This window comes from Actinoplanes sp. NPDC049681 (assembly GCF_044465265.1).
Taxonomy (GTDB): Bacteria; Actinomycetota; Actinomycetes; order Mycobacteriales; family Micromonosporaceae; genus Actinoplanes.
Genome location: NZ_JBITLP010000002.1, coordinates 756,436 through 783,030, shown reverse-complemented (window position 1 = coordinate 783,030; position 26,595 = coordinate 756,436). Strand labels below are relative to the sequence as shown.

The window sequence follows — 26,595 nt, the reverse complement described above, 5'->3', positions numbered from 1 at the left end:
TTGACGGCGGGGCGCCGGTGGGTACAGGCGTCGCGCCGTCAGCCTTTCGTACGGGGGGAGCCCGCCATGGTCGAGCCGCACGTCACTCTGCAGCCGGACAGCCTCGGACCGGTCGAGGAGAAGCTGCGCGGTCCCCTGGAGGACCAGCTCACGTCCGCGTTGCAGGCGGCGGCCGACCGGGTCTCCGACGAGTACGCCGGCGAGCCCGTCGACGAGGTCGCCACCGAGCTGCTCGACGAGACGAAGTCGGGCCTGCACCGCGACATCGCCGCGGGATTCGTGCCCGACCAGCGCGAGCTGCGGCGTGTCGCCGAGGCGATCGTCCACGACCGGTGAAAGCCGATCACGAATAGAGAAGCAGGGACGGCGGCGCCGCGGCTAGCGTGAGCGCCATGGACTCGAAGAAGGCCGCGCCGCACGTCGCCGACAGCCACGACCTGATCCGCGTGCACGGCGCGCGGGAGAACAACCTCAAGGACGTCAGCGTCGAGCTCCCGAAGCGCCGGCTGACCGTGTTCACCGGCGTGTCCGGCTCGGGCAAGAGCTCGCTGGTGTTCGGCACGATCGCCGCCGAGTCGCAGCGGCTGATCAACGAGACCTACAGCGCCTTCGTGCAGGGCTTCATGCCGACGCTGGCGCGGCCCGACGTCGACGTGCTCGAGGGGCTCACCACCGCGATCATCGTGGACCAGGAGCGGATGGGCGCCAACCCGCGCTCGACCGTGGGCACCGCCACCGACGCCAACGCGATGCTGCGCATCCTCTATAGCCGGCTCGGGAAGCCGCACATCGGCTCGCCCCAGGCGTTCTCGTTCAACGTCGCCTCGATCAGCGGGGCGGGTGCGGTCACCACGGAACGCGCGGGACGCACCGTCAAGGAGCGCCGCGAGTTCAGCATCACGGGCGGCATGTGCGCACGCTGCGAGGGCATGGGCCGGGTCTCCGACTTCGACCTCTCCCAGCTGTACGACGACAGCAAGTCGCTCAACGACGGCGCCCTCACCATCCCCGGCTACAGCATGGACGGCTGGTACGGCCGGATCTTCAGCGGCAGCGGCTTCTTCGACATGGACAAGCCGATCAGCAAGTTCACCAAGCGCCAGCTCGACGACCTGCTCTACAAGGCGCCGACGAAGATCAAGGTCGAGGGCATCAACCTCACGTACGAGGGGCTGATCCCGAAGATCCAGAAGACGATGCTGGCCAAGGACGTCGAGGCGATGCAGCCGCACGTCCGCGCCTTCGTGGAGCGGGTCATCACATTCGCCGTCTGCCCGGAGTGCGGCGGCACCCGGCTCACCGAGGCCGCGCGCTCCTCGAAGATCAAGGGGATCAGCATCGCCGACGCCTGCGCGATGCAGATCAGCGACCTCGCCGCGTGGGTGCGGAAGCTGAAGGAGCCGTCCGTGGCCCCCCTGCTGGAGAAGCTGCAGCACACGCTGGACTCGTTCGTCGAGATCGGCCTCGGCTACCTCAGCCTCGAACGGCCGTCGGGCACGCTGTCGGGCGGCGAGGCGCAGCGCACCAAGATGATCCGCCACCTCGGGTCGTCGCTCACCGACGTCACGTACGTGTTCGACGAGCCGACCATCGGCCTGCACCCGCACGACATCGAGCGGATGAACGGCCTGCTGCTGCAGCTGCGGGACAAGGGCAACACCGTGCTGGTCGTGGAGCACAAGCCGGAGGCGATCGCGATCGCCGACCACGTCGTCGACCTGGGCCCGGGCGCCGGCACCAAGGGCGGCGAGGTGGTGTTCGAGGGCACCGTCGAGGGGCTGCGCAACGGCGGCACGCTCACCGGCCGGCACCTGGACGACCGCGCCTGCCTCAAGCCGTCGGTACGCACCCCGTCCGGCAAGCTAGAGGTCCGCGGCGCCGCCACCCACAACCTGCGGGACGTCGATGTCGACATCCCGCTCGGCGTACTCGTGGTGGTGACCGGTGTGGCCGGTTCGGGCAAGAGCTCCCTGATCCACGGCTCGGTGTCGGGCCGCGACGGCGTGGTGTCGGTCGACCAGGCGGCGATCAAGGGTTCGCGGCGCAGCAACCCGGCGACCTACACCGGCCTGCTCGAGCCGATCCGCAAGGCGTTCGCGAAGGCCAACGGCGTGAAGCCGGCCCTGTTCAGCGCCAACTCCGAGGGCGCCTGCCCGGCCTGCAACGGCGCCGGCGTCATCTACACCGACCTGGCGATGATGGCCGGGGTCGCCACCGTCTGCGAGGAGTGCGAGGGCAAGCGGTTCCAGGCGTCCGTCCTGGAGTACCGCTTCGGCGGCCGCGACATCAGCGAGGTCCTCGCCATGTCGGTCACCGAGGCCGAGGAATTCTTCGGCGCCGGCGACGCGCGCACCCCGGCCGCCCACGCGATCCTGCGCCGGCTCGCCGACGTCGGGCTCGGCTACATCAGCCTCGGCCAGCCGCTCACCACCCTCTCCGGCGGCGAGCGGCAGCGGCTCAAGCTGGCCACCAACATGGCCGGCACCGGCGGCGTGTACGTCCTCGACGAGCCGACCACCGGCTTGCACCTGGCCGACGTCGAGCAGCTGCTCGGCCTGCTCGACCGGCTCGTCGACGCCGGCAAGTCGGTCATCGTCATCGAGCACCACCAGGCCGTCATGGCGCACGCCGACTGGATCATCGACCTCGGCCCCGGCGCGGGCCACGACGGCGGCCGGGTGGTCTTCGAGGGCACCCCGGCCGATCTGGTCGCCGCCCGCGCCACCCTCACCGGCGAGCACCTCGCCGAGTACGTGGGCGCCTAACTCATCCGGGTGAGGGCCGCGCGCACCCGGGCCAGGTCGCGGCGGCGCCGCTCCAGCGTCATCGCCAGGCCGACGAGCAGCAGGCCCGCGACCGCCAGCGGGATCCAGCGAGGGAGCAGGTCCCACACCAGCACCGCCTCGTGCAGCGCCACCAGCGCGAGCACGGCGCCGCCCGCCACCACCGGGGCCTGCAGTCGCGCACGTGCCCCGGCCAGCAGCACCGCCAGCGCCGCGACGCCGAGCAGCAACCGGCGCAGCGGCTCACCCTCGCCGGTCAGCACCGAGGCCAGCGTCGGCAGCAGCGCCGCCGCCAGCGCCGGGCCGTAGGCGGCCCAGCTCGACACCGCGGGTACGGCCCGGCGCGCCAGCAGGCCGGCCAGGAGCGCCACCCCGGCGGCCGGGATCGTGTACGCCTCCACGACCGCCACCTGCTCCGCGGCGAGCAGCAGCCACCAGCCGCCGACCTCGGCCGACGCCGCGGCGACCACGTGCAACCGCCGTCCGCCCGCGTGGCGTACCAGCGCCCGCAGGCCCAGGGCGATGCCCCAGAACGTGCAGACGGCGGCCGCGTACCGGGCCGAGCCGACGGTGAGCAGCAGCGCGACCAGCGCCCCGCCGTGCGCCGCCGCCTGCAGCACCCGGCTCTCGACCGGGCGCCGCAGCAGCGCACCGCCCGCCAGCACCGCCGCTGCCGCCGCCAGGACGACGAAGGCGGTGCTCGCCACGCTCAGCTCGGCCGCCCGCCCCGCCGTGTACGCCGTCACGAACGCGGACCCGGCCGCCGCCAGCCACCCGGCTACCCGCGCCCCGGACATCCGGCCGCCGGCCCCCGCGGCCACCCCGGCGACCACGGTGGCACCGAAGGCGGCCAGCGTCGCCGCATCGGTCGCCAGCGCCCCCGCGAGGGCGGCGGCGAGCAGGCCGGCCCCCACCGGCACCGCCGCCACGGCCCGCCGGGCAGTCCCCCGCAGCGCCGCCGCGATCAGCAACGCGATCCCGGTGACCAGCGCAGCGGCCGGAACGCCCGGCCACGGCAGGCGGAGTGCGGCCGTACCCATGACCGCCGCGACCGCCACCACCGGCAGCCCGGCCCACAGCGCCGCGGACCAGCCGCGCAGCAACCGCGCGCCGACCCCGGCGGCGACCGCGACCGTCGCCGTTGCCGCGACGTCGGCCCAGGCCACCGGCCCGCTCCAGCGATCGCCGACGTGCACCCACGGTCCGGCGAACACGGTCGCAAGGCCCTCCGCGACCCCGGCCAGCCACGCCACGCCGAGCAGCGCGGAGCCGGCAGCCGCCCACCACCGGCCCTCCCCGTCCAGCAGCGACACCAACACCGCGATCAGCACCAGCCCGACGGCCGCGTAGATCGCCGGCGGATCCCCCGACCCGAACGCGCCGAGCGGCGCGGCCACGACGACCAGCAGCACCGCCGCGGTCGCCCAGCGCCGATACCGGTGGATCAGGTGCAGCACCGCCACCAGGGCGGCCGCGGCGGCGAGCACCACCCGCCCCTGCACGGCGGCCGACCACCCCAGCGCCGCCGCAGCCTGCCAGGCGGCCGGCGCGAGCGCGAGGAGGCCGGTGGCGAGGGCCACGCCCCCGATCCACCGCGGCCCTCGCCCGGCGGTCACCAGCGCGATGCCGGCCACCGCCGCGAGCGTCGCCGCGGCCACCCCGGCCTCGGCGGACGCCACCACCACGGCATGCACCACCAGCAGCCCCGCGACCACAGCCGCCCAGCCGCCCCGGCGCACGCCCTCCGCGGACCAGCCGCCACGGCCCGCGGCCCCCGCTGACCCGGCGTCACCGCCCGCGGCCACCGCTGACCCGGCGCCACCGCCCGCGGCCACCGCTGACCCGGCGCCACCGCCCGACCCGGCGCCACCGCCCGCGGCCCCCGCCGATCCGGCGCCGGCCGCCCAGGGGGTGCCGCGCGCGGCGAGGATCAGCCCGGCGATCACCACGGCCAGGTCCAGGGGCGGCGCGGCCCACCACGCGAGCCCGAGACCCGCGGGCGCCGCCAGCGCCAGCAGCGTGGCCCCGCCCAGCCCGACCGGGGCGTACGGCAGCAGCACCGCCGCCCCCGCGGTCAGCACGACGAGGACAGCGGGCAACCGCCAGTCGGCGTCCCCGGTCACCGTGGCCACGGCGGTACTCAACGCTGCCAGGAGCACCGCGGGCGTCAGCGTGATGAGCGCGCCGATGCGCGGCCCGCGGCGTACCCGCTCGGGAAGCAGCCGGACCCCGGCGGCCGCCGCGGCCACCACCGCGGCCGCGAGCACCGGAGCCAGGCGGGCACCGCCCGCGACCTGCGCGAAGCGGGCTCCCCCGATGACGAACGCCACCACGACCAGCGCGCCGGCACCGACCCTCACCCCCGGGACCGGCGCTGCGAGCGCCCCGGCGAGCACCACCAGCGCCGCCGCGGCCAGCGCGGACGCCGCCAGGGCCGCCTGCGCCGTGGTACCGGCGAGCGCCAGCGCCGTCAGCGCGAAGATGCCCGAGGCGGCCACGGCGAGGCCGCCGAGCGCGTACGCGGCGATCCCCACCGGGCTGAGCGTGGACCGGCGCAGGTGGATCACGGCCAGGTCGACGAGGGCGACGGCGCTCATCGTGTACGCCCACCCCGCGGCGTCCGGGTGCAGCGGCGCGACGAGCAGCGGCAACACCGGCTGGGCCACCACCAGGGCGGCGAACCGGGGCCCGACCAGTCCGGTGACGTGCTCGTACCCGGCAGCGACCGCGGCGGTCACCGCGCACACGGCTCCCGCGTAGCCGTACGCGGAGTAGTCGGCGATCCCGAAGAGGTTGACGTACCAGGCCGCGTATCCGTCGAGCAGGACCAGCAGCAGCCCGACCGCGGCGAAGGTCTCCGCGGTCGCGGTGAGCCGCCGGCGCAGCGCGGCGAGCGGCGCGGCGAGCGCCACGACGGTGACGACCGCCAGCAGGGCGGCACGGCCCCGCACGCCGAACTGCGACCACGCCACCGCGGTGAAGACGATCGCGGCCACGGCCAGCAGCAGGCCGCCGAGCGTGAACAGCGTGTTCTGCACGAGCCGCGTGGAGGTCTCCGTCAGCACCCGCGCCGAGGCCTCCGCGGTCGCGGTGGTCACCGGTGCGGTCATCGCGGGAGCGTGCGACGGCCGAGGCGCGGCCTTGGCCGCAGCGGCGACCGCGGCGCGCACCCGGGCCGCGGCGGCCTCCCGGCCGGTCCAGGCCCGGCGCAGTGCCGCGTCGGCCCCCGCGACGGCCTCCCGGGCGGCGGCGAGCCGCGCGGTCAGCACCGGGATCTCCGCGTCCAGGCGGACGACCTCGGCGGCGTCGGGGTCCGAGCCCCGGCCGCACCCCGGGCAGCCGGTGGCGAGGGAGGCTTCGGTACGGCAGAACGGGCACGGGTACGCGGTCACCGGAAGATCATGGCGGCCGGCCCCGGGTCGGCTCCTGAGTCGGCGTACTCAGGACTACTAGGTGCTCGACCAGGACGTCCAGCGGTGCACGGCGATGCGCAGGAACGGGCCGGGCGGTGGCGTGGCGCCGTACTGGGGATAGCGGTCGATGAGCGCGGCCTCCGGCACGTCGGTGACGGTGGCGACGCCGTCCGCGCGGACCCACCACAGCGCCGACCAGTCGTCGTCGTAGTGGTCGGCGAGCACGCTCACCCGCGGCTCGTGCGCGATGTTGGTCAGCCGCCGCAGCCGCCGATGCCGCTTCGGCTTGGCGTCGACGGCGGTGTGGATCACGTCGCCGACCAGCGCGAACACGATCGGCACGAGGTGCGGCGCGCCGTCGGGACCGACCGTGGCGAGCCGCGCGACCCGGGCGGCGGCGAACCGCTCGGCCGGCGTCATCGCCCGGTCAGCTCGCCGATCGCGTGCTCCCAGCGCTCCAGGGCCGCCTCGACCACGCTCCACGGGCCGGACGGCAGCCAGCACGACGCCCGGTGCACGCCGGCGCTGTCGAGCTTCTCCAGCACGGCGGCGTCGGGCGGGACGCTGAGCAGCTGCACCTGGACCGGGCGCTCGGCCCGGGCCCGCAGCTCGGCGATGCGATCGAACAGGTCGTCGGCGCCGTAGTTGGGGAACCAGCCGTCGCCGTACGCCAGCACCCGGTCGAGCACGGTGGGTCCGTAGCCACCGACCAGCACGGGAGGCCACGGCCGCTGCGCCGGCTTCGGCCACGACCAGATCCGGTCGAACGAGACGAACTCGCCGGCGTACGACGCCTCCTCCTGGGTCCAGATGGCCTGCATGGCGCGGACCCGTTCGCCGAGCAGCCGCATCCGGGTCCGCGGGTCGGTGCCGTGGTTGGCCATCTCCTCGCGGTTCCAGCCCGCGCCGACACCGAACTCGAGGCGCCCGCCGGAGAGGTGGTCGACCGAGGCGACCTCCTTGGCGGTGGTGATCGGATCCCGTTCGATCACCAGGCAGACACCGCTGCCCACGCGCAGCCGGGTGGTGGCCTCGGCGGCCGCGGTCAGCGCGACGAACAGGTCGTACGTGTGCCAGTACTTACGCGGCAGCTCGGAGCCACCGGCGTACGGCGTCTCGCGGCTGGCTGGGATGTGCGTGTGCTCGGCGAAGAACAGCGCGTCCTGGCCCCGCTCCTCCACCCGCCGGGCGATCTCACCGGGACGGACGCCGTCATGGGTGGGGAAATATCCGACACCGAACTCCATCCCCCGAGTCTAGAGCGGGATCCGGGCCGGCCGAGGCGCTCGCGAGTCGGGGGACCGACGTCGTCACGTCGGCCTGACCCGTCACACCGGCCTGAAGACCGGGCGGCGCCGAGGATCACTGCTCGGCTGTCCATCGGGCAAGGCGGCCCCGATCGTGCGAGACGGCCGGGGCCGCGGTGCCGATGTACCTAGTTACGCAGTGCCGACACGGCAAGAAGCCACACCAGGAGTCCGATCAGTCCGAACAGGGTCAACGTGGCCACCAGTGCCGACATCACCCCACGAACCAGCACTCCGATGGGCGCCATCGCACGACGGACGTGCCAGAGAGCGACGAACGACAAGATCAGGGACAGCCAGAGCAGGAGCACCATGGATGGTTCCTGCTCCCCTTGCGCGAGAGTCCCCACCGCGATGCCGTGTACGACTGCGGCATCAGGAGCTAACGTGGTCACCGACCCCGTCAGCAGACGTACTGCATCCTGTGCCGCGTCAGAGTCGTCGCCGGTGAGATTGTCACCCCCGATTGGAAGCTGGACTCCGTCCGGCTGTACCGCTGGCCGGAGGACTGATGAGACTGGCGCGTCAAGACCGAGCGGAATCCGGCCTCGATGCGTCACTCCTGATCCCGGGCCAGCATCCCTCCCACGAGAAGCTGCTGGTCCGCGAGGTCGTCCTGCCGGATGCGGCCGCCCTGGACGCGATCATCGTCCCGACGGCGCGGGCGGTGTCGATGCTGGACCAGGCCGTCCGCCTGGCGATCGAGTTCGGCTGCCCGCTCGTGGTGCTGTGCAGCCGGCGGGCCGACGCCGCGGCCGCGCTCGACCGGGCACGGGGCACCGGCGTCACCATGACCGCCGCGGACTACCGGGGTGAGTCCTTCCTCCCCCGCTTCCGCACGACGGAGCTGCTGAGGGACCAGCCGGTGCGGCGCACCACGGACACGGCCGGCAAGCGCAACCTCGGCCTCGCCGTCGGCCGGATGCTCGGATGGCGCCGCGTCCTGTTCCTCGACGACGACATCCGCGAGGTCGATCCGCACCTGCTGGCCGGCGCGGCCGCCCTGCTCGACCACCACGACGCGGTCGGGCTCGAGAACACCGGGTTCGAGGACAACTCGGTGGTGTGCCACGCCAACCGGGCGACCGGCGGCGTCCAGGGCACCTTCGTCGGGGGCGGCGCGCTGCTCATCCCCGCGGCCCGCACCACCTCGTTCTTCCCGCACATCTACAACGAGGACTGGTTCTTCCTGCTCAACGGCCGCCGGATCGGGAGCGTGGCGGTGGGCGGCGTCTGCGAGCAGCAGCCCTTCGACCCGTACGCGGACCCGGACCGGGCCCGGCAGGAGGAGTTCGGCGACTGCCTGGCCGAGGGACTGTTCTCCCTGCTCGACAACGGACGCGAGGCGCAAGCGGCGACGGCCCGGTTCTGGGCCGGCTTCATCCACCAGCGGCGTGACCTCATCGCGGCCATCCACAAGCGCGTACCGACCGCACCGCGGCTGGCGGATCGCGAGCAGGAGGCCGAGCAGGCCCTGGCCGCGTCGCTGCGCAGCCTCGAGACGATCAGCCCGCGGCTCTGCGTCACCTTTCTCGCGAAGTGGCGGCGCGACCGCATGCGGTGGCGGCATTTCCTCACGACGCTGCCCAGAATGACCTCCGCGGCCGCGGCCCTGACCTACCTCGGCGTTCCGGCTAGGAGTCTTCCGGACGATGCAGGGTCAGGATCAGGTCGACCACCAGCGCGGTCCAGCCGGTCTGGTGCCAGGCTCCCAGCCCCGCGCCGTTGTCGCCGTGGAAGTATTCCGGGAACACGACGAGGTCTTTCCAGTCCGGATGGTTCTGGAAGAGTTCACACGCGCCGTAGATAGGCCGACGGCCCCACGAGTCGGGGACGAACAGCGAGACCAGGCGCCGCGACAGGTCGTCGGCGACCTTGCTCAGCGGCATCTTCGTCTGCGCGCCGGTCGGGTACTCCACCAGCAGGTCGTCGCCGTAGAACGCGGCGAACTCGCGCAGCGCCTCGATCAACAGGTAGTTGACCGGCATCCAGACCGGGCCGCGCCAGTTGGAGTTGCCGCCGAACAGGCCGCTCGTGCTCTCCGCCGGCTCGTACCCCACCGTGAAGTCCGAGCCGCCCAGCGACACCGTGAAGGGCTTCTCCAGGTGTGCGCGCGACAGCGTTCTCAGCCCGTACGGGGAAAGAAATTCCTCCGGATCGAGCATCCGGGCCAGGATCCGCACCAGCTGGTCCTGACCCACCACCGACAGCAGGCGCTGCTGGCGGCCCTGCGGCGACAGCCGGCGGGCGCTGATCACGTCGGCGTAGTCGGGCTGGTTGGCGAGCAGCCAGCGCAGCCGGGCGCCCAGCTCGGGCAGGTGGTGCAGGGTGGCGGCGCTCAGCCGGGTGGTGGCCGCCAGCGGGAGCAGGCCGACGATCGAACGGGCCTTGAGCGGCACCTTGTGGCCGTCCGGCAGGCGCAGCACGTCGTAGAAGAAGCAGTCCTCGTCGTCCCAGAGCCCCTGCCGGTACGCGGCCTCCGCGATGTACGCGAAGTGCTCGAAGAACTTCGTCGCCATGTCCTCGTACGTGCGGTCGTGCAGCGCGAGGCGGATCGACATGTCGAGCAGGTTGAGGGCGTACATCGCCATCCAGCCGGTGCCGTCCGACTGCTCGAGGACACCGGCCACCGGCAGCGCCGCCGAGCGGTCGAACGGGCCGACGTTGTCCAGGCCGAGGAAGCCGCCCTCGAAGACGTTGTAGCCGCCGACGTCCTTGCGGTTGACCCACCATGTGAAGTTGAGCAGCAGCTTCTGCATGACCCGGGCGAGGAATTCGTGGTCGCGCCCGCCGTCGATCTCGAACACCCGCAGCGCCGCCCACGCGTGCACGGGCGGGTTCACGTCGCTGAACGCCCACTCGTACGCCGGGATCTGGCCGTTGGGGTGCATGTACCACTCGCGCAGCAGGAGCAGCAACTGCGCCTTGGCGAAGCCCGGGTCGACGCGGGCGATGGTGACGCAGTGGAACGCCAGGTCCCACGCCGCGTACCAGGGATACTCCCAGGGGTCCGGCATGGAGATGACGTCGAAGCTGTTCATGTGCCACCAGGCGTTGTTGCGCCCGTAGCGCCGGCCCGGCGGCGGGGGCGCCGACCCGGGGTCGCCGTGCAACCACTGCTTGACGTCGAAGTGGTAGAACTGCTTGCCCCACATCAGCCCGGCGATCGCCTGCCGCGCGACGGCCGCCTCCTCCGCGGACGCCGCCGCGGGCACGAGCTCGGCGAAGTAGGCGTCGGCCTCGGCCCGGCGCGCCTCCACCACCGCGGCGAAGCCCTCGCCGAGGTCCGGCTCCACCGGCTCGTCGCTCTCGGTCAGCCGCAGCCGAATCTGCCGACTCTCCCCCGGCCCCAGCGTGACCCGGTAGTGCAGGGCACCCTTCGTGCCGGTCCCGGCGGGGTTGACGGTCGGCGCGCCTGCCACGACGAAGTCGTTGATGCCGTCCTTGGGGAACATGCTCGTGCCCGGCAGCCCCCACAACCGCTGCGAGTTCGTCTCGTTGTCGCACATCAGCGCCGGCGGGTCGCCCTCGCCGGCCAGGGTCAGCTGCCCGAGGTTGCGATGCTCACCGCTGATCCGGCCCGGCGTGCCGGTCAGCACCGGTACGGGCCGGTTCGCCAGCCCCCACGACCACGTGTTGCGGAACCACAGCGTCGGCAGCACGTGCAGGGTCGCCTCGTCCGGGCCACGGTTCGCGACCGTGACGACGACGCACATGTCCCGCGGCCCGGCCTTGGCGTAGTCGACGGTCACCGCCCAGAACCGGTCCTCGTCGAAGATGCCGGTGTCGACCAGCTCGTACTCGGGCTCCTCCCGCGAGCGCCGCCCGTTGACGGCGACCAGCTCGTCGTACGGAAAAGGGCTCTGCGGGTAGTGATAGCGCCACCCCATCCACGAATGCGTGGGCGTCGAGTCCTGGTACCACCAGTACTCCTTGACGTCCTCGCCGTGGTTGCCGCCGTCGCCGCCGAGCCCGAACATCCGCTCCTTGAGGATCGGATCGACGCCGTTCCAGAGCGCCAGGGCGAAGCAGAACGTCTGCCGGTCGTCGCACACGCCGGCCATGCCGTCGTCGTTCCACCGGTACGCCCGGGAACGCGCGTGATCGTGCGGGAAGTAGTCCCAGGCGGTGCCGTGCTCGCTGTAGTCCTCGCGCACGGTGCCCCAGGCGCGTTCGGCCAGGTAGGGACCCCAGGCTCGCCACGGCTGCGCCCCGGAGTCCGCCTGCGCCAGGCGCTCGCGCTCCGCCGCCCCGCCGTCGCTCACCCGCACACCTCGACCTTCGTCCCCCGCCGGCCGCTCCTGAGACTGTTGCGCCCCGGTGTTACGAACACTAACCGAAGGTGTCTCGTGGGAGATCCACTACCGGAACGGCGGTCCGGGCCCGACCTACCCGTCTGCCCACTTCTCCAGGTCGAGGTTCTGGAAGACGTGCGGCGCGAACATGCCCAGCACCGCCAGGACCGCCACCAGCGTGAACAGCGAGCGCAGCACCAGTGTCTCGCCCCGGCCGCCGACCTTGACGGCCATCCCGTTGGGCACCCCCACCATCCGCCACATCCGGCGGCCGGTCGGGACGGGCCAGAGGATCGGTACGCCGTTCTTGGTGATCATGTCGCCGAAGAGGTGGACCACGCAGCCCACCCCGACCGCGAAGCCCAGCATCGGGTAGCCGCGGTCGCCCGGCAGGCTCGCCCCCGTCGACCAGGCGACCACGCCCGACGCCAGGGTGACGATGAGCCAGCCGGCGCGTTCCGCCCATTCGTCGAAGAGCCCGCGCAGGGCCAGGCCGGCCATGAAGAAGACGATCGCGACGACGGCCCATTTCCCGTACGCGGCGCAGGCGCTGGTCGTGCCCCAGCCCACCAGCCCGGCGAAGGGCAGGGTGTGGGTGAACGTCCGGTGCCCGTTGGTGCGGCGGGGGTCGCGGCTGAGCTTCGTCGCCGTGTAGATGCCCAGCGAGATCTTCTCGACCACCTCGGCGACGAACAGCGAGAAGACTCCGAACGTGCGGGCCACCGTGGCGCCGCCCTGGTTGCGGGTGACCTTGCCGGACAGGTCCAGGTCGGGCAGGAGCGCGCCGCCCGCGCAGACCGTCGCGCCCACCGCGACCGCCAGCGGGCTCTGGCCGTACCCGGCGAAATGGTCCAGCGCCCAGCTGCCCGCCAGCCAGACCGATGCGCCCGACAACGCGTGCGACGGACCCATCATGGTTGTTGCCACCCCTCCGGCGTTTGGGCGATTACTGTCGCACCGCGGGGTGGGGTGGGCAACGACCGCCACGTCTACTGTGGAGTGGCCATGATCACCGATAGTCCGGCGCGTTCCACGGCGCGACATGCCGGCGGTAATGGCGGATCCGGGCGTCCGCGCCGTGGCGGGCGTGCCTCATCAGGCCCATGACCAGGAACGCGAGCGGGATCGCGGGCCAGAAGAAGGGCGCGCCGGAGAGCGCCCAAAGGCCGGTGAGCAGCGCCGCCAGGAACACCACGAAGCCGGCGTGGCGGCGGACGTCCCGGCGTGTCGCGGCCCGGGCGAGCGGCGTCTCGGCCAGCGCGCGGCGGCCGCCGTCGGGCAGGTCGGCGGTGAGCGGTGCCAGCTCGTCGCGGTATCTGGCCGCGTACACCTGGCCGAGCCTTTCCTCACCCTCCTCGAGGGTGAGCCGGCCCTCGCCCATCGCGGCCCGCAGGATCTCGGCGACCTGCTCGCGCTCGGAGTCGGAGGTGCGGAGCCGGGCGGCGGGGTTCGGATTCATGGTCTCCTCCTGGGCGGGGCGGCGGATGCTGCATTCCAGCGTGGTCGCGCCGGCGCCGGGCCGCGTCAACCCCGCGGAGCATTCGGTACGCGGTCAGCGGCGCACCCGCGGTCACCGGCGTACGCCTGTGGGAGTACGCCGCCCGGCGCCGCTACTCCGGGCGGCGCAGGGGCTGACCCCACCTCGTGCCGATGCCCCGCCCGGCCGGGGTGCCGTAGCGTCGGTGCCGTGCGAGACCACCGCCGGTATCCGGGCCCCTGGCGGCCGCCCCGGCACGGCTCAGGGCCGGGCGCCCTCATCGGGGCGCTGTGTTTCCACGTCTTCGGCAACCGCGCGGAGGCGGCCGCCCTCCCCCAGCCCACCCAGGCCGTCGCGTGGGTCCTCCTGCTGATCGGCCCGCTCGCGCTCGCCTGGCGGCGCAAGGCCCCGCTCGCGGTGCTGGCGGTCGCCGGCGCGGCAACCATCGGGCTCGCGACGTTGTTCCCGCCCTCCTGGGCGTACGCGGTCGCCCCGGCCGTCGCGCTGTTCACCGCCGTCCGGGCCGGCTGCGGGCGCCCGGCCGGCGCCGTGGCGGCCGGGCTCTACGCGGCGTACGTCGCGGTCATCGGGATCTTCCCCGAGCGGCTCGGGATCGCCGAGGCGGCCCGGCTGGGAGTGCGGGACGCCGTGCTCGCCGCACTCGGCCTGGGGCTGGCCATGGTGCTCGGCAACGCCGCACGGTCGCGGGCGGCGTACATCGCCGAGATGACGAAGGTCAACGCCGAGCGGGCCCGCGCCCGGCAGGAGCAGGAGCGCCGCCAGGCCTCCGACGAGCGGTTGCGGATCGCCCGCGAGCTGCACGACGTGCTGGGCCACCACCTGTCGCTGATCAACGTGCAGGCCGGGGTGGGCCTGCACCTGATGGACAACCGGCCGGAGCAGGCCCGCGAGGCGCTGACCGCGATCAAGACGGCGAGCGCGGAGGCGCTCCGCGAGGTACGCGCGGTGCTCGGCGTCCTGCGCCCCGAGGAGGAGGCGGCGCCCCGGCAGCCGGCGCTGGGGCTCGACCGTCTCGAGGACCTGACCGCGGACGCCGGCCTGCCGGTCAGCACCACCACGGCGGGGCAGCGGCGCCCGCTTCCGGCGGAGGTCGACCGGGCGGCGTACCGGATCGTGCAGGAGGCCCTCACCAACGTGCGCCGCCACGCCGCCGCGGGTTCCGCCGAGGTCGCGATCGAGTACGCCCCGGCCGAGCTGCGCCTGCGCATCCGCAACGACGGCACCGCCGCCGAACCAGACGCCGTGGGCGGGGGGCCGGACACGCGGGCGGGCTCAGGCGCCGGCTCGGGCTCCGGGATCGCGGGCATGCGCGCCCGCGCCGAGAGCCTCGGCGGCACGCTGAGCGCCGGCCCGCTGCCCGAGGGCGGATACCTGGTGGCGGCCACGCTGCCCACCGCCGCTGCCACCGAGGGGGAACCGTGATCAAGGTGCTGCTCGCCGACGACCAGGCCCTGGTCCGCGCGGGCTTCCGGGCCCTGCTGGACGCCGAACCCGACATCGAGGTGGTGGGCGAGGCCGGCGACGGCCTCGCCGCCGTGCGCCTGGCCGCGGAGACCCGCCCCGACGTGGTGCTCATGGACGTCCGCATGCCCGGCGTGGACGGTTTGGAGGCGACCCGCCGGATCGCGGCCGAACCCGCCCTGGCCGCGACCCGGGTGGTCATCCTCACCACGTTCGAGCTTGACGAGTACGTGTTCGAGGCGCTGCGTACGGGCGCGTCCGGCTTCCTGGTGAAAGACACCGAACCCGTCGAGCTGCTCCGTGGCATCCGCGCCGTGGCGGCCGGGGACGCCCTGCTGTCGCCGAGCGTCACGCGGCGGGTGATCGGCGAGTTCGCCACGCCCGGCGGCCGGGGCCGCCCCGCCGCCCCGCCCGAGGCCGTCGAACGCACGCTGGCGCAGCTCACCGAGCGGGAACGGGAGGTGATGGTGCTGGTCGGCGAGGGACTGTCCAACGACGAGATCGCGGCGCGCCTGGTGATCAGCCCGGCGACGGCGAAGACGCACGTCAGCCGCACGATGGTCAAGCTCGGCGCCCGCGATCGCGCGCAGCTGGTGGTGCTCGCCTACGAGGCCGGGCTGATCCGCCCGGGCTGGCTGGCCTGACCGCCGTCGACCGTTTCCCCCGGCTGGGCGAACCAGGCCGGGGCGCCGTCGTCGAGGGCCGTACGGATCCGCTGGTGCGCGAACGCGCTCAGCTCCGGCAACGCGTCCAGCGGGAACCAGCCGACCGCGAGCGACTCCTCGTCGTTGACCCGGGCCTCGCCGCCCGTGGCCCGGCACCGGAACCAGGTGTTCACCATGTGGCAGCGGTCGCCGTTGGGATAGGTGACCTCGTGCAGGGCCACCCCGGCCAGGCGCTCCACCTTGACCTGGACGGCGGTCTCCTCGAAAACCTCCCGGACGACGGCCTCGGCGGGCTGCTCCCCGGGATCCATCAGCCCCGCGATCAGCGACCACCGGTGGTTGTCGCTGCGCTGCCCGAGCAGGAGCTCGCCGCGGTCGTTGAGCACGACGGCGCTGACCGTAGGGAACATGATCAGATCGTGGCCCACCCGGGCGCGCAGGTTCTTGACGTAGTCGGATGCCGGCACGCGGAGAACCCTACGGCCCCGCCAGCCGCCGGGCGCGCAGGCCCTCCGCGACCGACCAGGCCTGGAACGGGCACCCGGTGGCGCCGTGCGGCGCGTCCCCGTCCGCGGTCTCGGAGACCGAGCCCAGCCCGTACTCGCCGAGGTGGCCGTCGGCGTCGGAGAGGGTCTGCTCGGCCGACACCCCGAGCCGGTGCCAGGCCGCCACGTACGGCCCGGTCAGCCACGGCCACACCGTACCCGTGTGGTACGCCGTGTCCCGCTGCGCGGGCGTGCCGCGATGGCTGCCGCGATAACCGGGCGCCCCGGGCGCGAGACTGCGCGGCCCCAGCGGCGTCATCAGTGCCGCCCCGATCGTCTGCAGCGCCGCCGGCTCGGGGCGCAGCGGCGCGTACGGCAGCGACCAGGCCAGCAGCTGATTGGGCCGCAGCGTCGCATCGTCGCCGCGAGGCCCGTCCACCACGTCGTACAGGAGTCCCCCACCGGCCGGGAACCGCCGCGCGAACGAGGCGAGCGCCGCGGGATGCGCCCGGGTCGCCGCACCGGCGTTGGTCCGCGCCTGCCAGGCCAGCTTGATGACCATCGCGAGCCCGTTGACCCACAGTGCGTTGACCTCGACGGGCTTGCCCGCCCGGGGCGTCACCGCCACCCCGCCGACCCGCGCGTCCATCCAGGTCAGCGCCTCACCGTCGGCGCCCTGCCGAAGCAACCCGTCGGCCGGGTCGACGCCGATGCCGTAGCGGGTGCCGGCCAGATGCGCGTCGACGACCGCGCGCAGATCCGGCAGCAGCTCGGCGGCCAGATCGGTGTCCCCGGTGAGCGCCACGTGCCGGCCCACCGCATGCAGGAACCACAGTGTGCCGTCCACGGTGTTGTATTCCACGCTGCCGGTGTCGGCGGTGTTGGCGAGCATGCCCTGCGACAGCGTCCCCGCGTAGCTCCGCAGCAGGGACCGGCCCAGATCCTCCCGACCGGTGGCGAGGAACAACCCCTCGTAGCTGATCATCGTGTCCCGCGACCAGGCCCCGAACCACGGGTACCCGGCGACCACATCGGGTCCGGCCGCCGTCCGCACCACGAAGGAGTCGGCTGCCAGCGCCAGCGTGGCCTGCGCATCGTCGGCGGGTGCGGCCGCCGCCACGACCGCTCTGTTACGGGTACGCGCACCGCTGACGACCTCCTCCGCCGGCTCCGGCGCGACGGTCAGGTCGTCCGCCCACGCCGACACCGACGCCGTGGCACCGGCCTGGCGCAGGTCGGCGTGGAAGCTCCCCGCGTACCAGAGGTCCTCGACGGGGTCGAGCCCGCGCGCCGCCTCCTCGCGGTGCCGCACGCCGCGATACCACTGCCCCGCGCCGCGGAATCCGGGCCCCCGCAACCGGTACGCCTCGTCGACCACGCACCCGCCGTCGACCTCGGTGACCTCGGGCGCGGGGCCGGCGGCGGTCCGCTCCCCGTGCACGTCACGCCACGTGCACAGCGCCTCCAGGCGCAGACTGACCGGCCCGCCCGTGAGGAGCCGGTGGACGACGGCGACGCTGCTGCGGCCGTACGCCATCGCGAGCTCCCGCTCGAGCACCACATCGCCGATCCGCCACCGCCACCGCGGCAACCCGTCCACCAGCTCGAACCCGGACAGCAGCTCGTGCCCCCGCGGAGCGACGGCGCCGTCGGCCCACTCGTGCGTGCCGAGGCGCACCACGGCCCCCGACCCGAGCGTGACGACCGGATCGAGCGACACGAGCCCGAGCCGCCGCACGGCCGGCGTGTCCCCCGCCACGACCAGCAGCCCGTGATACCGCCGGGTACGCAGCCCGCTGACCGTCCCCATGGCATACCCGCCCCGGCCGTCGGCGACCAGCCACTCCCGGGCCGCCCCTTCCTCGAGGCGCCCGCACACCTGCGGACCGAACGCGATGGTCCTCCCGTCGTAGCGGCTCACCGGGCCCCCGGCCCCGTCGCCTTCGCCCGCGCCGGGGCACGGCCCTCCGGGTGCGGGAACACGAACCGGCGGAACGCCCACAACCGGAACCCCATGGCGATGAGCGTGCCGAGCACCATGCCGCTGACGAAGTCCGCGATCTCCTGCACCGGGCGGCCCACGTCGGGAACGCGCAGATGCAGCACGTACCGGGAGACGGCGAGCGGCAGCACGGTGAGCCCGACGCCGACCGCGCTCACGGCGAAGAACAATGCGGCCTCATGGTGCCGCTCCCGGCCGCCGCGGCGCCGGAACGACCATTCCCGGTTGAGCCAGTACGAGAGAACGGTCGCGACGATCGTGGCGATGGCCAGGGCGGTGACCGGTTTCGCACGCAGGACGGTCAACTTGAGCGCGTAGTTGATGACGGCCGTCGCCACGAAGCAGATGGCGCCGACGATCACGAACTTCGCCGACTCGTCGTGCCTGCGCAGCAGCCCCGTCAACCACATCCGCGACAGCCTAGGTCCCCGGCACGGCGGCGGGACGGCTATTCGGCTGCGCCACTCCGGCATCCCCCGTGCGAGGGGCCACGGCGCGTCATGCGGCGTCGGCGTAGCACTCGACCACCGACACATCCAGCGGGAACCGCACCTCCGTACGCCCGAACAGCAGCTCCCCCGCCCGCGCCGCCCCGGCCCGCACCGCCGCCACGACCTGCTCCGTCTCCTCCTCCGGGCAGTGCACCCCCACTTCGTCGTGGACGAACAGCACGATCTCGGCGCGCAGCCCTTCCAGCGCCGTACGCAGCGTGGCCAGCAGCACGAGGGCCCACTCGGCCGCCGTCGCCTGGATGACGAAGTTGCGGGTGAAGCGGCCCCGGGCGCGGCCGGACGCCCCGCCCTGCGGCACCTCGGCGGACCCGGCCTCCTCCGGCGGGTCCAGGCCCGCGTCGCGCCAGGCCGTCGAGGCCGGTGGGCAGGTGCGGCCCAGCCAGGAGCGGACCAGGCCGCCCGCCTCGCCGGTGCGCGCCGCCGCCTCCACGTAGTCGAAGGCGGTCGGGTAGCTCTGGCGCAGCACCGCCAGGGCCGGGATCGCGGCGCCGCCGGTCTGGCCGTACATGGCGCCCAGCAGGGCTACCTTGGCGCGGGCCCGGTCGCCGCCGAAGGCGTCCGCGGCGAGGGCCGCGTACAGGTCGTCGGCGATGCCGGCCGCGGCGAGGCGGGCGTCTCCCGAGACGGCGGCCAGCACCCGGGGCTCGAGCTGGCCCGCGTCGGCCACGACGAAGCGCCAGCCGGGGTCGGCCATCACGGCGCGGCGCACGACCTTGGGCACCTGGAGGGCGCCGCCGCCGCGGGTGGCCCAGCGGCCCGAGACGACGCCGCCGGGGACGTACTCGGGGCGGAAGCGTCCCTCGCTCACCCAGGCGTCGAGCCAGGCCCAGCCGTGCGCCGTCCAGATGCGGTAGAGCTCCTTGTATTCCAGCAGCGGCTTGACCGCGGGGTGCTCGACCCGGCGCAGCACCCAGGCCCGGGTGTTCGGGATGTCGATGCCGGCCCGGGCGAACGCGCGCAGCACCTCGGCCGGGGAGTCGGGGTGCAGGCCGTGCATGCCGAACGCGGCGTTGACCTCGGCGGCCAGCTCGGCGAGGCGGCGGGGCGGACCGACCGGCTGAGGCGGCCCGAGCAGGTCGCGAAGCAGCTCGTCGTGGACGTCGGCGCGCCAGGGCAGGCCGGTGTGGCCCATCTCGGCGCCGGTCAGCGCCCCGGCGGACTCCGCCGCGACGAGCAGCCCGAAGCGGCCCGGCTGTCCGGTGGCCGCGATGCGACGCTGCTGGTCGGCGTACACCCGGGTCAGGATCTCGAGGACCACCGGGCCGGCGGCGGGCGGCGGACCGGTGGCGGCGTCGAAGAGCGCGCCCTGGGCGAAGCCCGGCGGTTGCGGCAGCCGGGGCGGCGGGTCGGGCGGCACCGGACCGCCGGTGAGCCGCGCGTAGGAGGCGGCGAGCGACCGCGGCTCACCCCATCGCCCGGCGTGGCCCAGCAGGAGCGCCTCGGTGAGCTCGACGTCGTGGCAGCGGGCGACGCGCACCCCGGCCCGCAGCAGCGCGGGATAGCAGTCGGCGGTGGCGGCCCAGATCCAGCGTGGGCGCCCCGCAACCTCACGCCCGGCGCCCTCCCGCCCGGCGCCCTCCCGCCCGGCGGCCTCGCGCTCGGCGATCGCGGCCGGCAGGTCGGCCACGGGCTGCGGACCGGACGCGGGCGTGCCGTCGGGGTGCACGACCTGGAGATGTCCGGGGCCGTGCCAGCTCCCGTCGTCGGAGACCGCCGCTACCAGCACCCCGTCATTCTGGAACAGGGGTACGACAGAAAGCCCCTCATCGCGTAGTCCATGATCAGAATGTGCTGCTCCGCCCGACGACCGCCGCTCTCGCCCTGCTGACCGCCGCAGCGGCCCTGAGCGGCTGCGACCCCGATCCGGCGCCGGATGCCCGGCAGGCGAGCCCCGGCCCGCAGTCGACCGCCGCCACCTCGCTCCCGGCGAGCGCCTCGGTATGTGACGACCCGGACGTCGACTTCGGGCCGGTCCGCAGGCGCGAGGTGCTGACCGCCGTGGCGCGCGAGATCACCATCACCGCGCCGAAGGGCGGCCGCCTGGATCCGGAGTTCGAGCCGGTGCGCCGCTACACCGCGGAGGTCGTCGCCCCCGGGAACGTGCCGCGGCAGCTGGTGTACGACGCCTTCCTGCACAAGATCAGCCCCGATTCGGTGTACCCGGAGCTGGGCTCCGATCCCGGCACCGGCGGCAAGATCACCCGCGTGGACGGGCCCGGCCGCATCGTGGTGTACCGCGGCGTGTACGCGCGGGAGGCGACGTTCCGCTACCGCTGCGGCGCCGTGGACGTCACCGGCACCGTCTCGTCGTGGACGACCCCGGTCACGGGCGTGCTCGACTGCGACGAGAAGCCGGCCGGCAAGCACGAGATGGCGTCGGAGGCGGCCCGGCGCAGCTGCGCCCGCTGAGCCGGCTGCCGCGCTGTGATTCTCCGGCGGGTCCGCTCAGGAAGCCGAAGGACCGGCCGATGGGACTCCGTTGCCCCCCGACTTCGAAAGGCGACCCGAATGCTTGCACTGGTGGTCGACGACTCGAGCACGATGCGCCGGATCCTGCAGCGCGTCCTGGGCCAGCTCGGCTTCGCGGCGTACGAGGCGAGCAACGGGCAGGAGGCCCTCGACCTGCTCGTGGAGATCCCCACGGTGCCCGACGTCGCGCTGATCGACTGGAACATGCCGGTGATGGACGGCCTCGAGCTGATCCGTCACATCCGCAAGATGCCGCCGCTGCGGGACATGTGCATGATGATGGTCACCACGGAGGGCGAGCACAGCCAGATGGTCCGGGCGCTCGCGGCCGGGGCGCACGAGTACGTCCTCAAGCCGTTCGCGCCCGAGACCATCAAGCAGAAGCTCGCCTACATGGGCCTGATCGCCGCGTAACCACGAACTACTTCGTCGCGCCGGCGGTGAGGCCGGACTGGATCTGCCGCTGGAAGAACGCGTACACGATGATCATCGGCAGGATCGAGAGGGTGAGCGCCGCGAAGAGCGCCGCCCAGTTGGCCTGGTAGCCCGCCGACACCGAGATGTTCGCGATGCCCTGGGTGAGGACCCACTTCTGGTCCGCGCCCTGGCCCTGCATGATCGCGACCGGCAGCAGGTACTGGTTCCACTGGCCGACGATGTTGAAGATCGTGATGCTGACCAGCCCGGACCGGGCCATCGGCAGCATGACCTGGAAGAACAGCCGGGTGTGCGAGGCGCCGTCGACGATCGCCGCCTCCGCGACGTGGTTCGGCAGCGTCTTGAAGAACGCCGTCATGAAGAACACCGTGAACGGCAGCGAGTAGGCGATGTAGACCAGGATCAGACCGGTGTACGTGTTGAGCAGGCCGAGGTTCTGCAGGATCAGGAACAGCGGCACGATCGCCATGAAGACCGGGAACGCCAGGCCCGACACGAACAGGTAGTAGATGAAGCGGTTGCCGAAGAACTTGTAGCGGGCCAGCACGTAGGCGGCCATCGATCCGAAGATCATGGTGCCGGCGGTGCTCATCGCCACCACGAAGACGCTGTTGAGGAAGTAGCGGCCGATGTGCGCCTCGGTCCAGGCCGTCTTGTAGGTCTCGAAGGAGATCCGGCTCGGCAGGCTGAACGGCGCGTGGGTGAAGATCTCGGTGTTGCTCTTGAACGACGCGAGGATCACCCAGATCAGCGGGGCGATCACGAGGATCCCCCAGATCGCCAGCGCGACGTGGGCGAAACCGCTGAAGAGCTTGATCTCACCCTTCTCGCGAGCCGCGGAGGCGGAGTGCCGGGCACCGGGGTACGGCACGGTGCCGGGCGGCGGTGCGGAGATATCGGTACGCAGGTTGGTCATCTCAGGCTCCCGGTACGGCTCAGAGCTCGACGGCGTCGCGCCGGGTGACCCGCAGGGTCAGCGCCGCGAAGGTGATGGTCAGGAAGAACAGCACGACGCCCATCGCCGAGGCGTAGCCGAACTGTGCGTAGTCCTGCATGTTGCGGAAGATCTCGAGGCCCAGCACGGTGGTCGCCCCGTCCGGGCCGCCGCGGTCCACGGACATGACGTTGACCAGGGCGAACGCGTCGAAGGCGGCGATGCCGAGGTACACCCACGCGACCTGCAGGGTGTTCCACAGCAGCGGCAGCGTGACCTTGAAGAAGAGCGTGCCGCGGGTGGCGCCGTCGAGCGCCGCCGCCTCGTAGATCTCCGTGGGGATGGATCCCATGCCCGCGGAGAAGAGCACCACGTAGAAGCCGACGGCCTGCCAGACCAGCACGGCCAGGATCGACCAGAGGGCCAGGTTCTTGTCGGCGAGGAACAGGATGGGGCCCGCGCCGAACTGGTGGAGCATGCCGTTGATCAGGCCGCTCTCGTCGGGCGAGTAGACCCGCGCGAAGATCACGGCGACCAGGGCGAGGGCGAGCAGCTGGGGGAAGAAGAACACCACGCGGTAGACCTTCGACCCCCAGACCCCCCGGGTACGGCCACCCTTCGAACCGCCGCCCACGTTGAGCAGGAAGGCGAAGAAGAGCGCCAGGACGATCGTCAGCAGCGGAAGGAAGATCAGCAGCACCACGTGGTGCCGGATCGCCTTCCAGAACGTGTCGTCGTGGAAGAGCCGGTTGAAGTTCTCGAACCCGATGTAGTGCACGTCCGGCGAGAAGCCCCGCCAGTTGGTGAACGACAGCTGGAAGGCCTGAAGGTAAGCCGCGACCACGAACGTCCCATAGATGGCCAACGGCACGATCAGGAAGCCGATGATGAACGGGTACCTGCCGTGCTTCATGGTTCTGTGCTCCGTCCGTGATCGCGGTTTACGTCGTCAAGTGGTCGAGGGTCAGCGGTGGAACTTCTCGATGGAGGAGTCCTTCTTGATCGCGTCGGCGACCTTCTGCACCCGCTCGCAGAACTTGTCGGCGCTGCCGCCCTGGTACATCAGCTCGTTCGTGGCGGCCCGAACCTCGTCGTCGAGCTTCTTGTACCACGTGTCGAAGCGGAAGCTGAAGGTGTCCGCACCGGCTGCGGAAAGGGCCTTGTTGCCCGAGGTCAGGCCGGGGCTGATCTCCATGCCGTCGGTGGCGCCCGCGACGACGGTCAGGGTCTTGGTCAGCTGGGTGAAGCCCACGGCGCCGGCCTTGGAGAGCATGTGGCGCAGGAACTCCATGCCGCCGCGCGGGTTCTTGCCCTTGCTGGCGACGAAGTACTGCTCACCGGCCGCGGCGTAGAGCGCGGTGACGGGCAGCTTGTCGGCGGAGGTCACGCTCGGCAGCGGCATCAGCTGGTAGTCGAAGCCGTCCGGGGTGTCCTTGGCCTGCTCGTTCTCCAGCCAGGAGCCGGACGGGTAGAGGCCGACCTTGTACTGGTTCTGCTTCAGCTGGACCTCGGTGTGCTTCTGGCCCAGGAACGCCTTGTCCGAGTACTTGGCGCCGACCTCGGCCCACGCCGCGGCGGCCTGCTTGACGGCGTCGTTGGTCCAGGCGCCGTCCTCGAGGTTGTCGATGTTCTTGAGGATGTCGGCGCCGCCGATCTTCGCGGCGCTGGTGAGGATCACCGTGTACTGGTAGTACGGCGCGTTGGCACCGGCGTACCCGTAGGGGGTGATGCCCTTGGCCTTCATCTTGTCGAGCAGCGCGGTGAAGTCGGCCCAGGTGGTCGGCGCGGTCCAGCCGTTGTCCTTGAACAGCTTGCCCGAGTACCAGAGGCCGAAGACCGTGAACGCGTAGTTCAGGACGTACGGCTTGCCGTTGAACGTGCCCTGCTCGACGGTGCCCGGGATCAGGGTGTCCTTGACGGTCTTGCCGGCGATGTCCACCGACGGCGCGGCGAACAGGTCGGTGAGGTCCTGCACCTGACCGGCCTGGACGAGGGCGCCCTGGTCCATCAGCTTCGAGCCCGAGTTGTTGATCATGTCCGGCGGGTTGCCGGCGGTGAACCGCGGCTGCACGACCGTGGAGATCTCCTCGGTCTGGTTGAACGTGACCTTGGAATTCGGGAAGAGCTTGTTGTACGACGGGATGTCGACGTCGGTCGCGTACTTGGTGCCGAGGCCGCCGTTGAAGATGATGATCTCCAGCGGCTCGTCCTCCTTGATGCCCAGCGGGTTGGTCGCCGAGACCGTGCCCTTGGGCTTGTCGGACGTGGTGTCGTCGTCCTTGCCACCGCCGACGCACGCGCTGAGCATGCTGACGGCGGGCGTGGCCAGCAGGCCGACGGCGGCCGCGCGGCGCAGCAGCGTCCGGCGGTCCACCTCGGGCTTGAAAATCTCGGTCATGCACTTTCTCCTCAGGGTGTTGGTGCGGTGCGGGGTCAGCCCTTGACGGCGCCCGCCGTCAGGCCGGTGGCGATGTTGCGCTGGACGATCAGGAAGAAGATGACCACCGGGAGCGCGGTCATGATCGACCCAGCCATGAGCGGACCCCAGAAGGTGCCCTTGCTCGTCTGGTTCTGCATCAGCCAGGCCATGAGGTTCTGGTTCGCCTGGTCGTTGAGGGTGTTGATGATGATGAACTCGTTCCAGGCCTGAATGAAGCCGTAGACCGAAGTCGCCACCAAACCGGGACCGGTGAGCGGCAGGATGATCCGCCAGAAGATCTGGAAGCGGCTGGCGCCGTCGATCGCCGCCGCCTCGTCGAGCTCGCGGGGCACACCCTGGACGAAGCCGCGCAGCGTCCACACCGTGTACGGCAGGATCAGCACGATGTAGACCAGCGTGACGCCGAGCAGGCTGTTCGTGAGGTTGTAGTCCTGCAGCATCAGGAACAGCGGGATGAGGACCGCGACCAGTGGCACCATCTGGACCGACAGGACGATGAGGATGATCGCCTTGCGGCCGTAGAACCGGAACCGCGCGATGGCCAGCGCCGCCAGGAATCCGACGACCAGCGCGCCGAACACCGCGCCGACCGTGATCAGTACGCCGTTGACCAGGTCACGCTGGAAGAACGGCGCGTTGAACGCCGACCTGAAGTTGTCGAGCGTGAAGCCGTGCGGATAGAACGTCGGGTCGTACTGGAGGATCTCGGGCGCCGGCTTGAACGCCGTGTTCACCACCCAGTAGATCGGGAAGAACATGACCAGCGCGAAGAGCAGCCCGGCCAGGTTCGCCGCGATCGTGCCGGCCGTGCTGCGCCCCACGGTGGGCGTGTCGGACTCGCGCGACTGGCGGCGCCGCGTGCGGACGGCGGTTTGCGGTGCGACGGCGACCATCAGTCCACATCTCCGATCTTGAACATCTGGCGCATGTAGAACACCATCACGCCGAGCATGAGCAGGACGGAGATGATCGCGATCGCGGAGCCCAGCCCGTAGTTGTTGTTCTTGAACGCCAGGCTGTAGGACCACGTCGCCAGCACCTGGTACTCGGCCTCGGGCCGGCCGTTGCGCACGGCCCACACCTGGGTGAAGAGGCCGAAGTTCCAGATCACCGACAGGGTCGTGACGATCACGAGCAGCGGCTTGAGGATCGGCAGGGTCACCCGGCGCAGCGCCTGCCAGGCGGAGGCACCGTCGATCATGGCCGCTTCCAGCAGCTCCTTGGGCACCTGGGTGAGGCCGGCGTTGAGGGTGATCGCGATGAACGGGATGCCCGCCCACACGACGATCGTGGTGATCACGCTCCAGCCCTGGATCGGGTCGGCGAACCAGCTGTGGTTCGCGAAGTCGACGCCCGGGAGGCGGTCGATCAGCCAGTTCAGGACGCCGAAGTCGGAGTCGACGAGCCAGCGGAAGGTCTGGGTCGCGACCAGCTGCGGCACGGCCCAGACGAACATCATCGCGACGATCATGATGATCCGTACGGGCCACCAGACGCGGCGCATGAGCAGGGCGACGCCGAGGCCCAGCAGCACGGTCAGCACCACCGACACCACCGTGAAGGCGACCGTACGGGCGAGCACCTGGTAGAAGACCGGGTCGTTGAGGACCCGCGTGTAGTTGTCGAGCCCGACGTTCTCCGGCGGCAGGTTGCCGAAGAGCTGCCGCAGCCCGAGCTGCTGGAAGGAGAGCACACCCATCCGCACCAGCGGGTATCCGAGCAGCGCGGCCAGCAGCAGCAGGCTGGGCAGCACCAGGACGTACGGGGCCCGGCCGCCGGTGGTCCTGCGGCGCTTGCGACCGGCGTCCGCCGCGGCCGGAGCCGTCGCGGGAGGCGCCGGCGGGGAGTCGACGACCGACATCTGTCTCTTCACCTCTCTTCCTGCGGTGAGGG

General features: G+C 72.3%; 22 protein-coding genes. 6 read left to right on the top strand and 16 right to left on the bottom strand.

Annotation, left to right across the window (positions count from 1 at the left end; genetic code table 11):
* Positions 1-66: 66 nt before the first annotated feature.
* Positions 67-336, top strand: a complete 270-nt coding sequence (locus tag ACIBO8_RS09060; RefSeq protein WP_396114567.1) for a hypothetical protein — start codon at positions 67-69, stop codon at positions 334-336.
* Positions 337-392: 56 nt separating this feature from the next.
* Positions 393-2,765, top strand: a complete 2,373-nt coding sequence (locus ACIBO8_RS09055; RefSeq protein WP_396114566.1) for an ATP-binding cassette domain-containing protein — start codon at positions 393-395, stop codon at positions 2,763-2,765.
* Here the strand turns inward: ACIBO8_RS09055 and ACIBO8_RS09050 are convergent.
* The 7 genes from ACIBO8_RS09050 to ACIBO8_RS09020 form a co-directional block, all read right to left on the bottom strand.
* Positions 2,762-6,175 (bottom strand): SCO7613 C-terminal domain-containing membrane protein, encoded by a 3,414-nt coding sequence (locus ACIBO8_RS09050; protein ID WP_396114565.1) that lies wholly within the window; start codon positions 6,173-6,175, stop codon positions 2,762-2,764. The genes ACIBO8_RS09055 and ACIBO8_RS09050 overlap by 4 nt on opposite strands.
* 57 nt (positions 6,176-6,232) lie before the next feature.
* A complete protein-coding gene (locus ACIBO8_RS09045; RefSeq protein WP_396114564.1) occupies positions 6,233-6,616 on the bottom strand; it encodes a TIGR03668 family PPOX class F420-dependent oxidoreductase in 384 nt (127 codons plus the stop codon).
* On the bottom strand, positions 6,613-7,443 hold the full coding sequence (locus ACIBO8_RS09040; RefSeq protein WP_396114563.1) for an LLM class F420-dependent oxidoreductase: 831 nt from the start codon (positions 7,441-7,443) through the stop codon (positions 6,613-6,615). The genes ACIBO8_RS09045 and ACIBO8_RS09040 overlap by 4 nt, the downstream gene beginning before the upstream one ends.
* Before the next feature lie 188 nt (positions 7,444-7,631).
* Positions 7,632-7,817, bottom strand: a complete 186-nt coding sequence (locus ACIBO8_RS09035; RefSeq protein ID WP_396114562.1) for a hypothetical protein — start codon at positions 7,815-7,817, stop codon at positions 7,632-7,634.
* Positions 7,818-9,137: 1,320 nt separating this feature from the next.
* Positions 9,138-11,768: an MGH1-like glycoside hydrolase domain-containing protein gene (locus ACIBO8_RS09030; protein ID WP_396114561.1), complete on the bottom strand. Its 2,631-nt coding sequence runs from the start codon at positions 11,766-11,768 to the stop codon at positions 9,138-9,140.
* A gap of 123 nt (positions 11,769-11,891) precedes the next feature.
* Positions 11,892-12,713 (bottom strand): metal-dependent hydrolase, encoded by an 822-nt coding sequence (locus ACIBO8_RS09025; protein WP_396114560.1) that lies wholly within the window; start codon positions 12,711-12,713, stop codon positions 11,892-11,894.
* 94 nt (positions 12,714-12,807) lie between these two features.
* A complete protein-coding gene (locus ACIBO8_RS09020; RefSeq protein WP_396114559.1) occupies positions 12,808-13,257 on the bottom strand; it encodes a DUF1707 domain-containing protein in 450 nt (149 codons plus the stop codon).
* A gap of 228 nt (positions 13,258-13,485) precedes the next feature.
* Between ACIBO8_RS09020 and ACIBO8_RS09015 the strand changes: the two genes are divergently transcribed.
* Together ACIBO8_RS09015 and ACIBO8_RS09010 are read left to right on the top strand one after the other, a co-directional pair.
* Complete coding sequence (locus tag ACIBO8_RS09015) at positions 13,486-14,718, top strand: sensor histidine kinase (protein ID WP_396114558.1); 1,233 nt, start codon at positions 13,486-13,488, stop codon at positions 14,716-14,718.
* Complete coding sequence (locus ACIBO8_RS09010) at positions 14,715-15,401, top strand: response regulator (RefSeq protein WP_396114557.1); 687 nt, start codon at positions 14,715-14,717, stop codon at positions 15,399-15,401. Before ACIBO8_RS09015 ends, ACIBO8_RS09010 begins: the two co-directional genes overlap by 4 nt.
* On the opposite strand, the gene ACIBO8_RS09005 is transcribed toward ACIBO8_RS09010, so the two are convergent.
* From ACIBO8_RS09005 to ACIBO8_RS08990, 4 genes are all read right to left on the bottom strand, one after another.
* Complete coding sequence (locus ACIBO8_RS09005; RefSeq protein ID WP_396114556.1) at positions 15,362-15,889, bottom strand: NUDIX hydrolase; 528 nt, start codon at positions 15,887-15,889, stop codon at positions 15,362-15,364. The genes ACIBO8_RS09010 and ACIBO8_RS09005 overlap by 40 nt on opposite strands.
* A gap of 10 nt (positions 15,890-15,899) precedes the next feature.
* On the bottom strand, positions 15,900-17,828 hold the full coding sequence (locus ACIBO8_RS09000; RefSeq protein WP_396114555.1) for an amylo-alpha-1,6-glucosidase: 1,929 nt from the start codon (positions 17,826-17,828) through the stop codon (positions 15,900-15,902).
* Positions 17,825-18,319 (bottom strand): GtrA family protein, encoded by a 495-nt coding sequence (locus ACIBO8_RS08995; RefSeq protein WP_396114554.1) that lies wholly within the window; start codon positions 18,317-18,319, stop codon positions 17,825-17,827. The genes ACIBO8_RS09000 and ACIBO8_RS08995 overlap by 4 nt, the downstream gene beginning before the upstream one ends.
* A gap of 88 nt (positions 18,320-18,407) precedes the next feature.
* Positions 18,408-20,147, bottom strand: coding sequence for a bifunctional 3'-5' exonuclease/DNA polymerase (locus ACIBO8_RS08990; RefSeq protein WP_396114553.1), 1,740 nt, complete (start codon positions 20,145-20,147; stop codon positions 18,408-18,410).
* 62 nt (positions 20,148-20,209) lie between these two features.
* On the opposite strand from ACIBO8_RS08990, the gene ACIBO8_RS08985 reads away from it, so the two are divergent.
* Positions 20,210-20,830, top strand: a complete 621-nt coding sequence (locus ACIBO8_RS08985) for a hypothetical protein (protein ID WP_396114552.1) — start codon at positions 20,210-20,212, stop codon at positions 20,828-20,830.
* A gap of 99 nt (positions 20,831-20,929) precedes the next feature.
* Entirely contained in the window at positions 20,930-21,304 is a 375-nt protein-coding gene (locus ACIBO8_RS08980) for a response regulator (RefSeq protein ID WP_396114551.1), read from the top strand.
* Between the two features lie 7 nt (positions 21,305-21,311).
* Here ACIBO8_RS08980 and ACIBO8_RS08975 read toward each other — a convergent pair whose 3' ends face one another.
* The 5 genes from ACIBO8_RS08975 to ACIBO8_RS08955 are packed head-to-tail and all read right to left on the bottom strand — an operon-like array spanning position 21,312 to position 26,575.
* Positions 21,312-22,244: a carbohydrate ABC transporter permease gene (locus tag ACIBO8_RS08975; protein ID WP_396114550.1), complete on the bottom strand. Its 933-nt coding sequence runs from the start codon at positions 22,242-22,244 to the stop codon at positions 21,312-21,314.
* A 19-nt stretch (positions 22,245-22,263) separates the two neighbouring features.
* Positions 22,264-23,175 carry a carbohydrate ABC transporter permease gene (locus tag ACIBO8_RS08970; RefSeq protein WP_396114549.1) on the bottom strand — a complete coding sequence of 304 codons (912 nt, stop codon included), beginning with the start codon at positions 23,173-23,175 and terminating at the stop codon, positions 22,264-22,266.
* Positions 23,176-23,226: 51 nt separating this feature from the next.
* The gene (gene ngcE / locus ACIBO8_RS08965; RefSeq protein WP_396114548.1) at positions 23,227-24,660 is read right to left on the bottom strand and encodes an N-acetylglucosamine/diacetylchitobiose ABC transporter substrate-binding protein; all 1,434 of its coding nucleotides are present in this window, start codon (positions 24,658-24,660) and stop codon (positions 23,227-23,229) included.
* Between the two features lie 35 nt (positions 24,661-24,695).
* Complete coding sequence (locus tag ACIBO8_RS08960; protein WP_396114547.1) at positions 24,696-25,595, bottom strand: carbohydrate ABC transporter permease; 900 nt, start codon at positions 25,593-25,595, stop codon at positions 24,696-24,698.
* Positions 25,595-26,575 (bottom strand): carbohydrate ABC transporter permease, encoded by a 981-nt coding sequence (locus ACIBO8_RS08955; RefSeq protein ID WP_396114546.1) that lies wholly within the window; start codon positions 26,573-26,575, stop codon positions 25,595-25,597. Before ACIBO8_RS08955 ends, ACIBO8_RS08960 begins: the two co-directional genes overlap by 1 nt.
* Between the last annotated feature and the right edge of the window lie 20 nt (positions 26,576-26,595).

Coding starts and splice junctions, on each gene's coding strand:
- ACIBO8_RS09035 (WP_396114562.1), bottom strand. CDS start 7,817: ATGGTGCTCCTGCTCTGGCTGTCCCTGATCTTGTCGTTCGTCGCTCTC.
- ACIBO8_RS09025 (WP_396114560.1), bottom strand. CDS start 12,713: ATGATGGGTCCGTCGCACGCGTTGTCGGGCGCATCGGTCTGGCTGGCG.
- ACIBO8_RS09045 (WP_396114564.1), bottom strand. CDS start 6,616: ATGACGCCGGCCGAGCGGTTCGCCGCCGCCCGGGTCGCGCGGCTCGCC.
- ACIBO8_RS09060 (WP_396114567.1), top strand. CDS start 67: ATGGTCGAGCCGCACGTCACTCTGCAGCCGGACAGCCTCGGACCGGTC.
- ACIBO8_RS08970 (WP_396114549.1), bottom strand. CDS start 23,175: ATGAAGCACGGCAGGTACCCGTTCATCATCGGCTTCCTGATCGTGCCG.
- ACIBO8_RS08975 (WP_396114550.1), bottom strand. CDS start 22,244: ATGACCAACCTGCGTACCGATATCTCCGCACCGCCGCCCGGCACCGTG.
- ACIBO8_RS08960 (WP_396114547.1), bottom strand. CDS start 25,595: ATGGTCGCCGTCGCACCGCAAACCGCCGTCCGCACGCGGCGCCGCCAG.
- ngcE (WP_396114548.1), bottom strand. CDS start 24,660: ATGACCGAGATTTTCAAGCCCGAGGTGGACCGCCGGACGCTGCTGCGC.
- ACIBO8_RS08980 (WP_396114551.1), top strand. CDS start 20,930: ATGCTTGCACTGGTGGTCGACGACTCGAGCACGATGCGCCGGATCCTG.
- ACIBO8_RS09020 (WP_396114559.1), bottom strand. CDS start 13,257: ATGAATCCGAACCCCGCCGCCCGGCTCCGCACCTCCGACTCCGAGCGC.
- ACIBO8_RS09040 (WP_396114563.1), bottom strand. CDS start 7,443: ATGGAGTTCGGTGTCGGATATTTCCCCACCCATGACGGCGTCCGTCCC.
- ACIBO8_RS09055 (WP_396114566.1), top strand. CDS start 393: ATGGACTCGAAGAAGGCCGCGCCGCACGTCGCCGACAGCCACGACCTG.
- ACIBO8_RS08995 (WP_396114554.1), bottom strand. CDS start 18,319: ATGTGGTTGACGGGGCTGCTGCGCAGGCACGACGAGTCGGCGAAGTTC.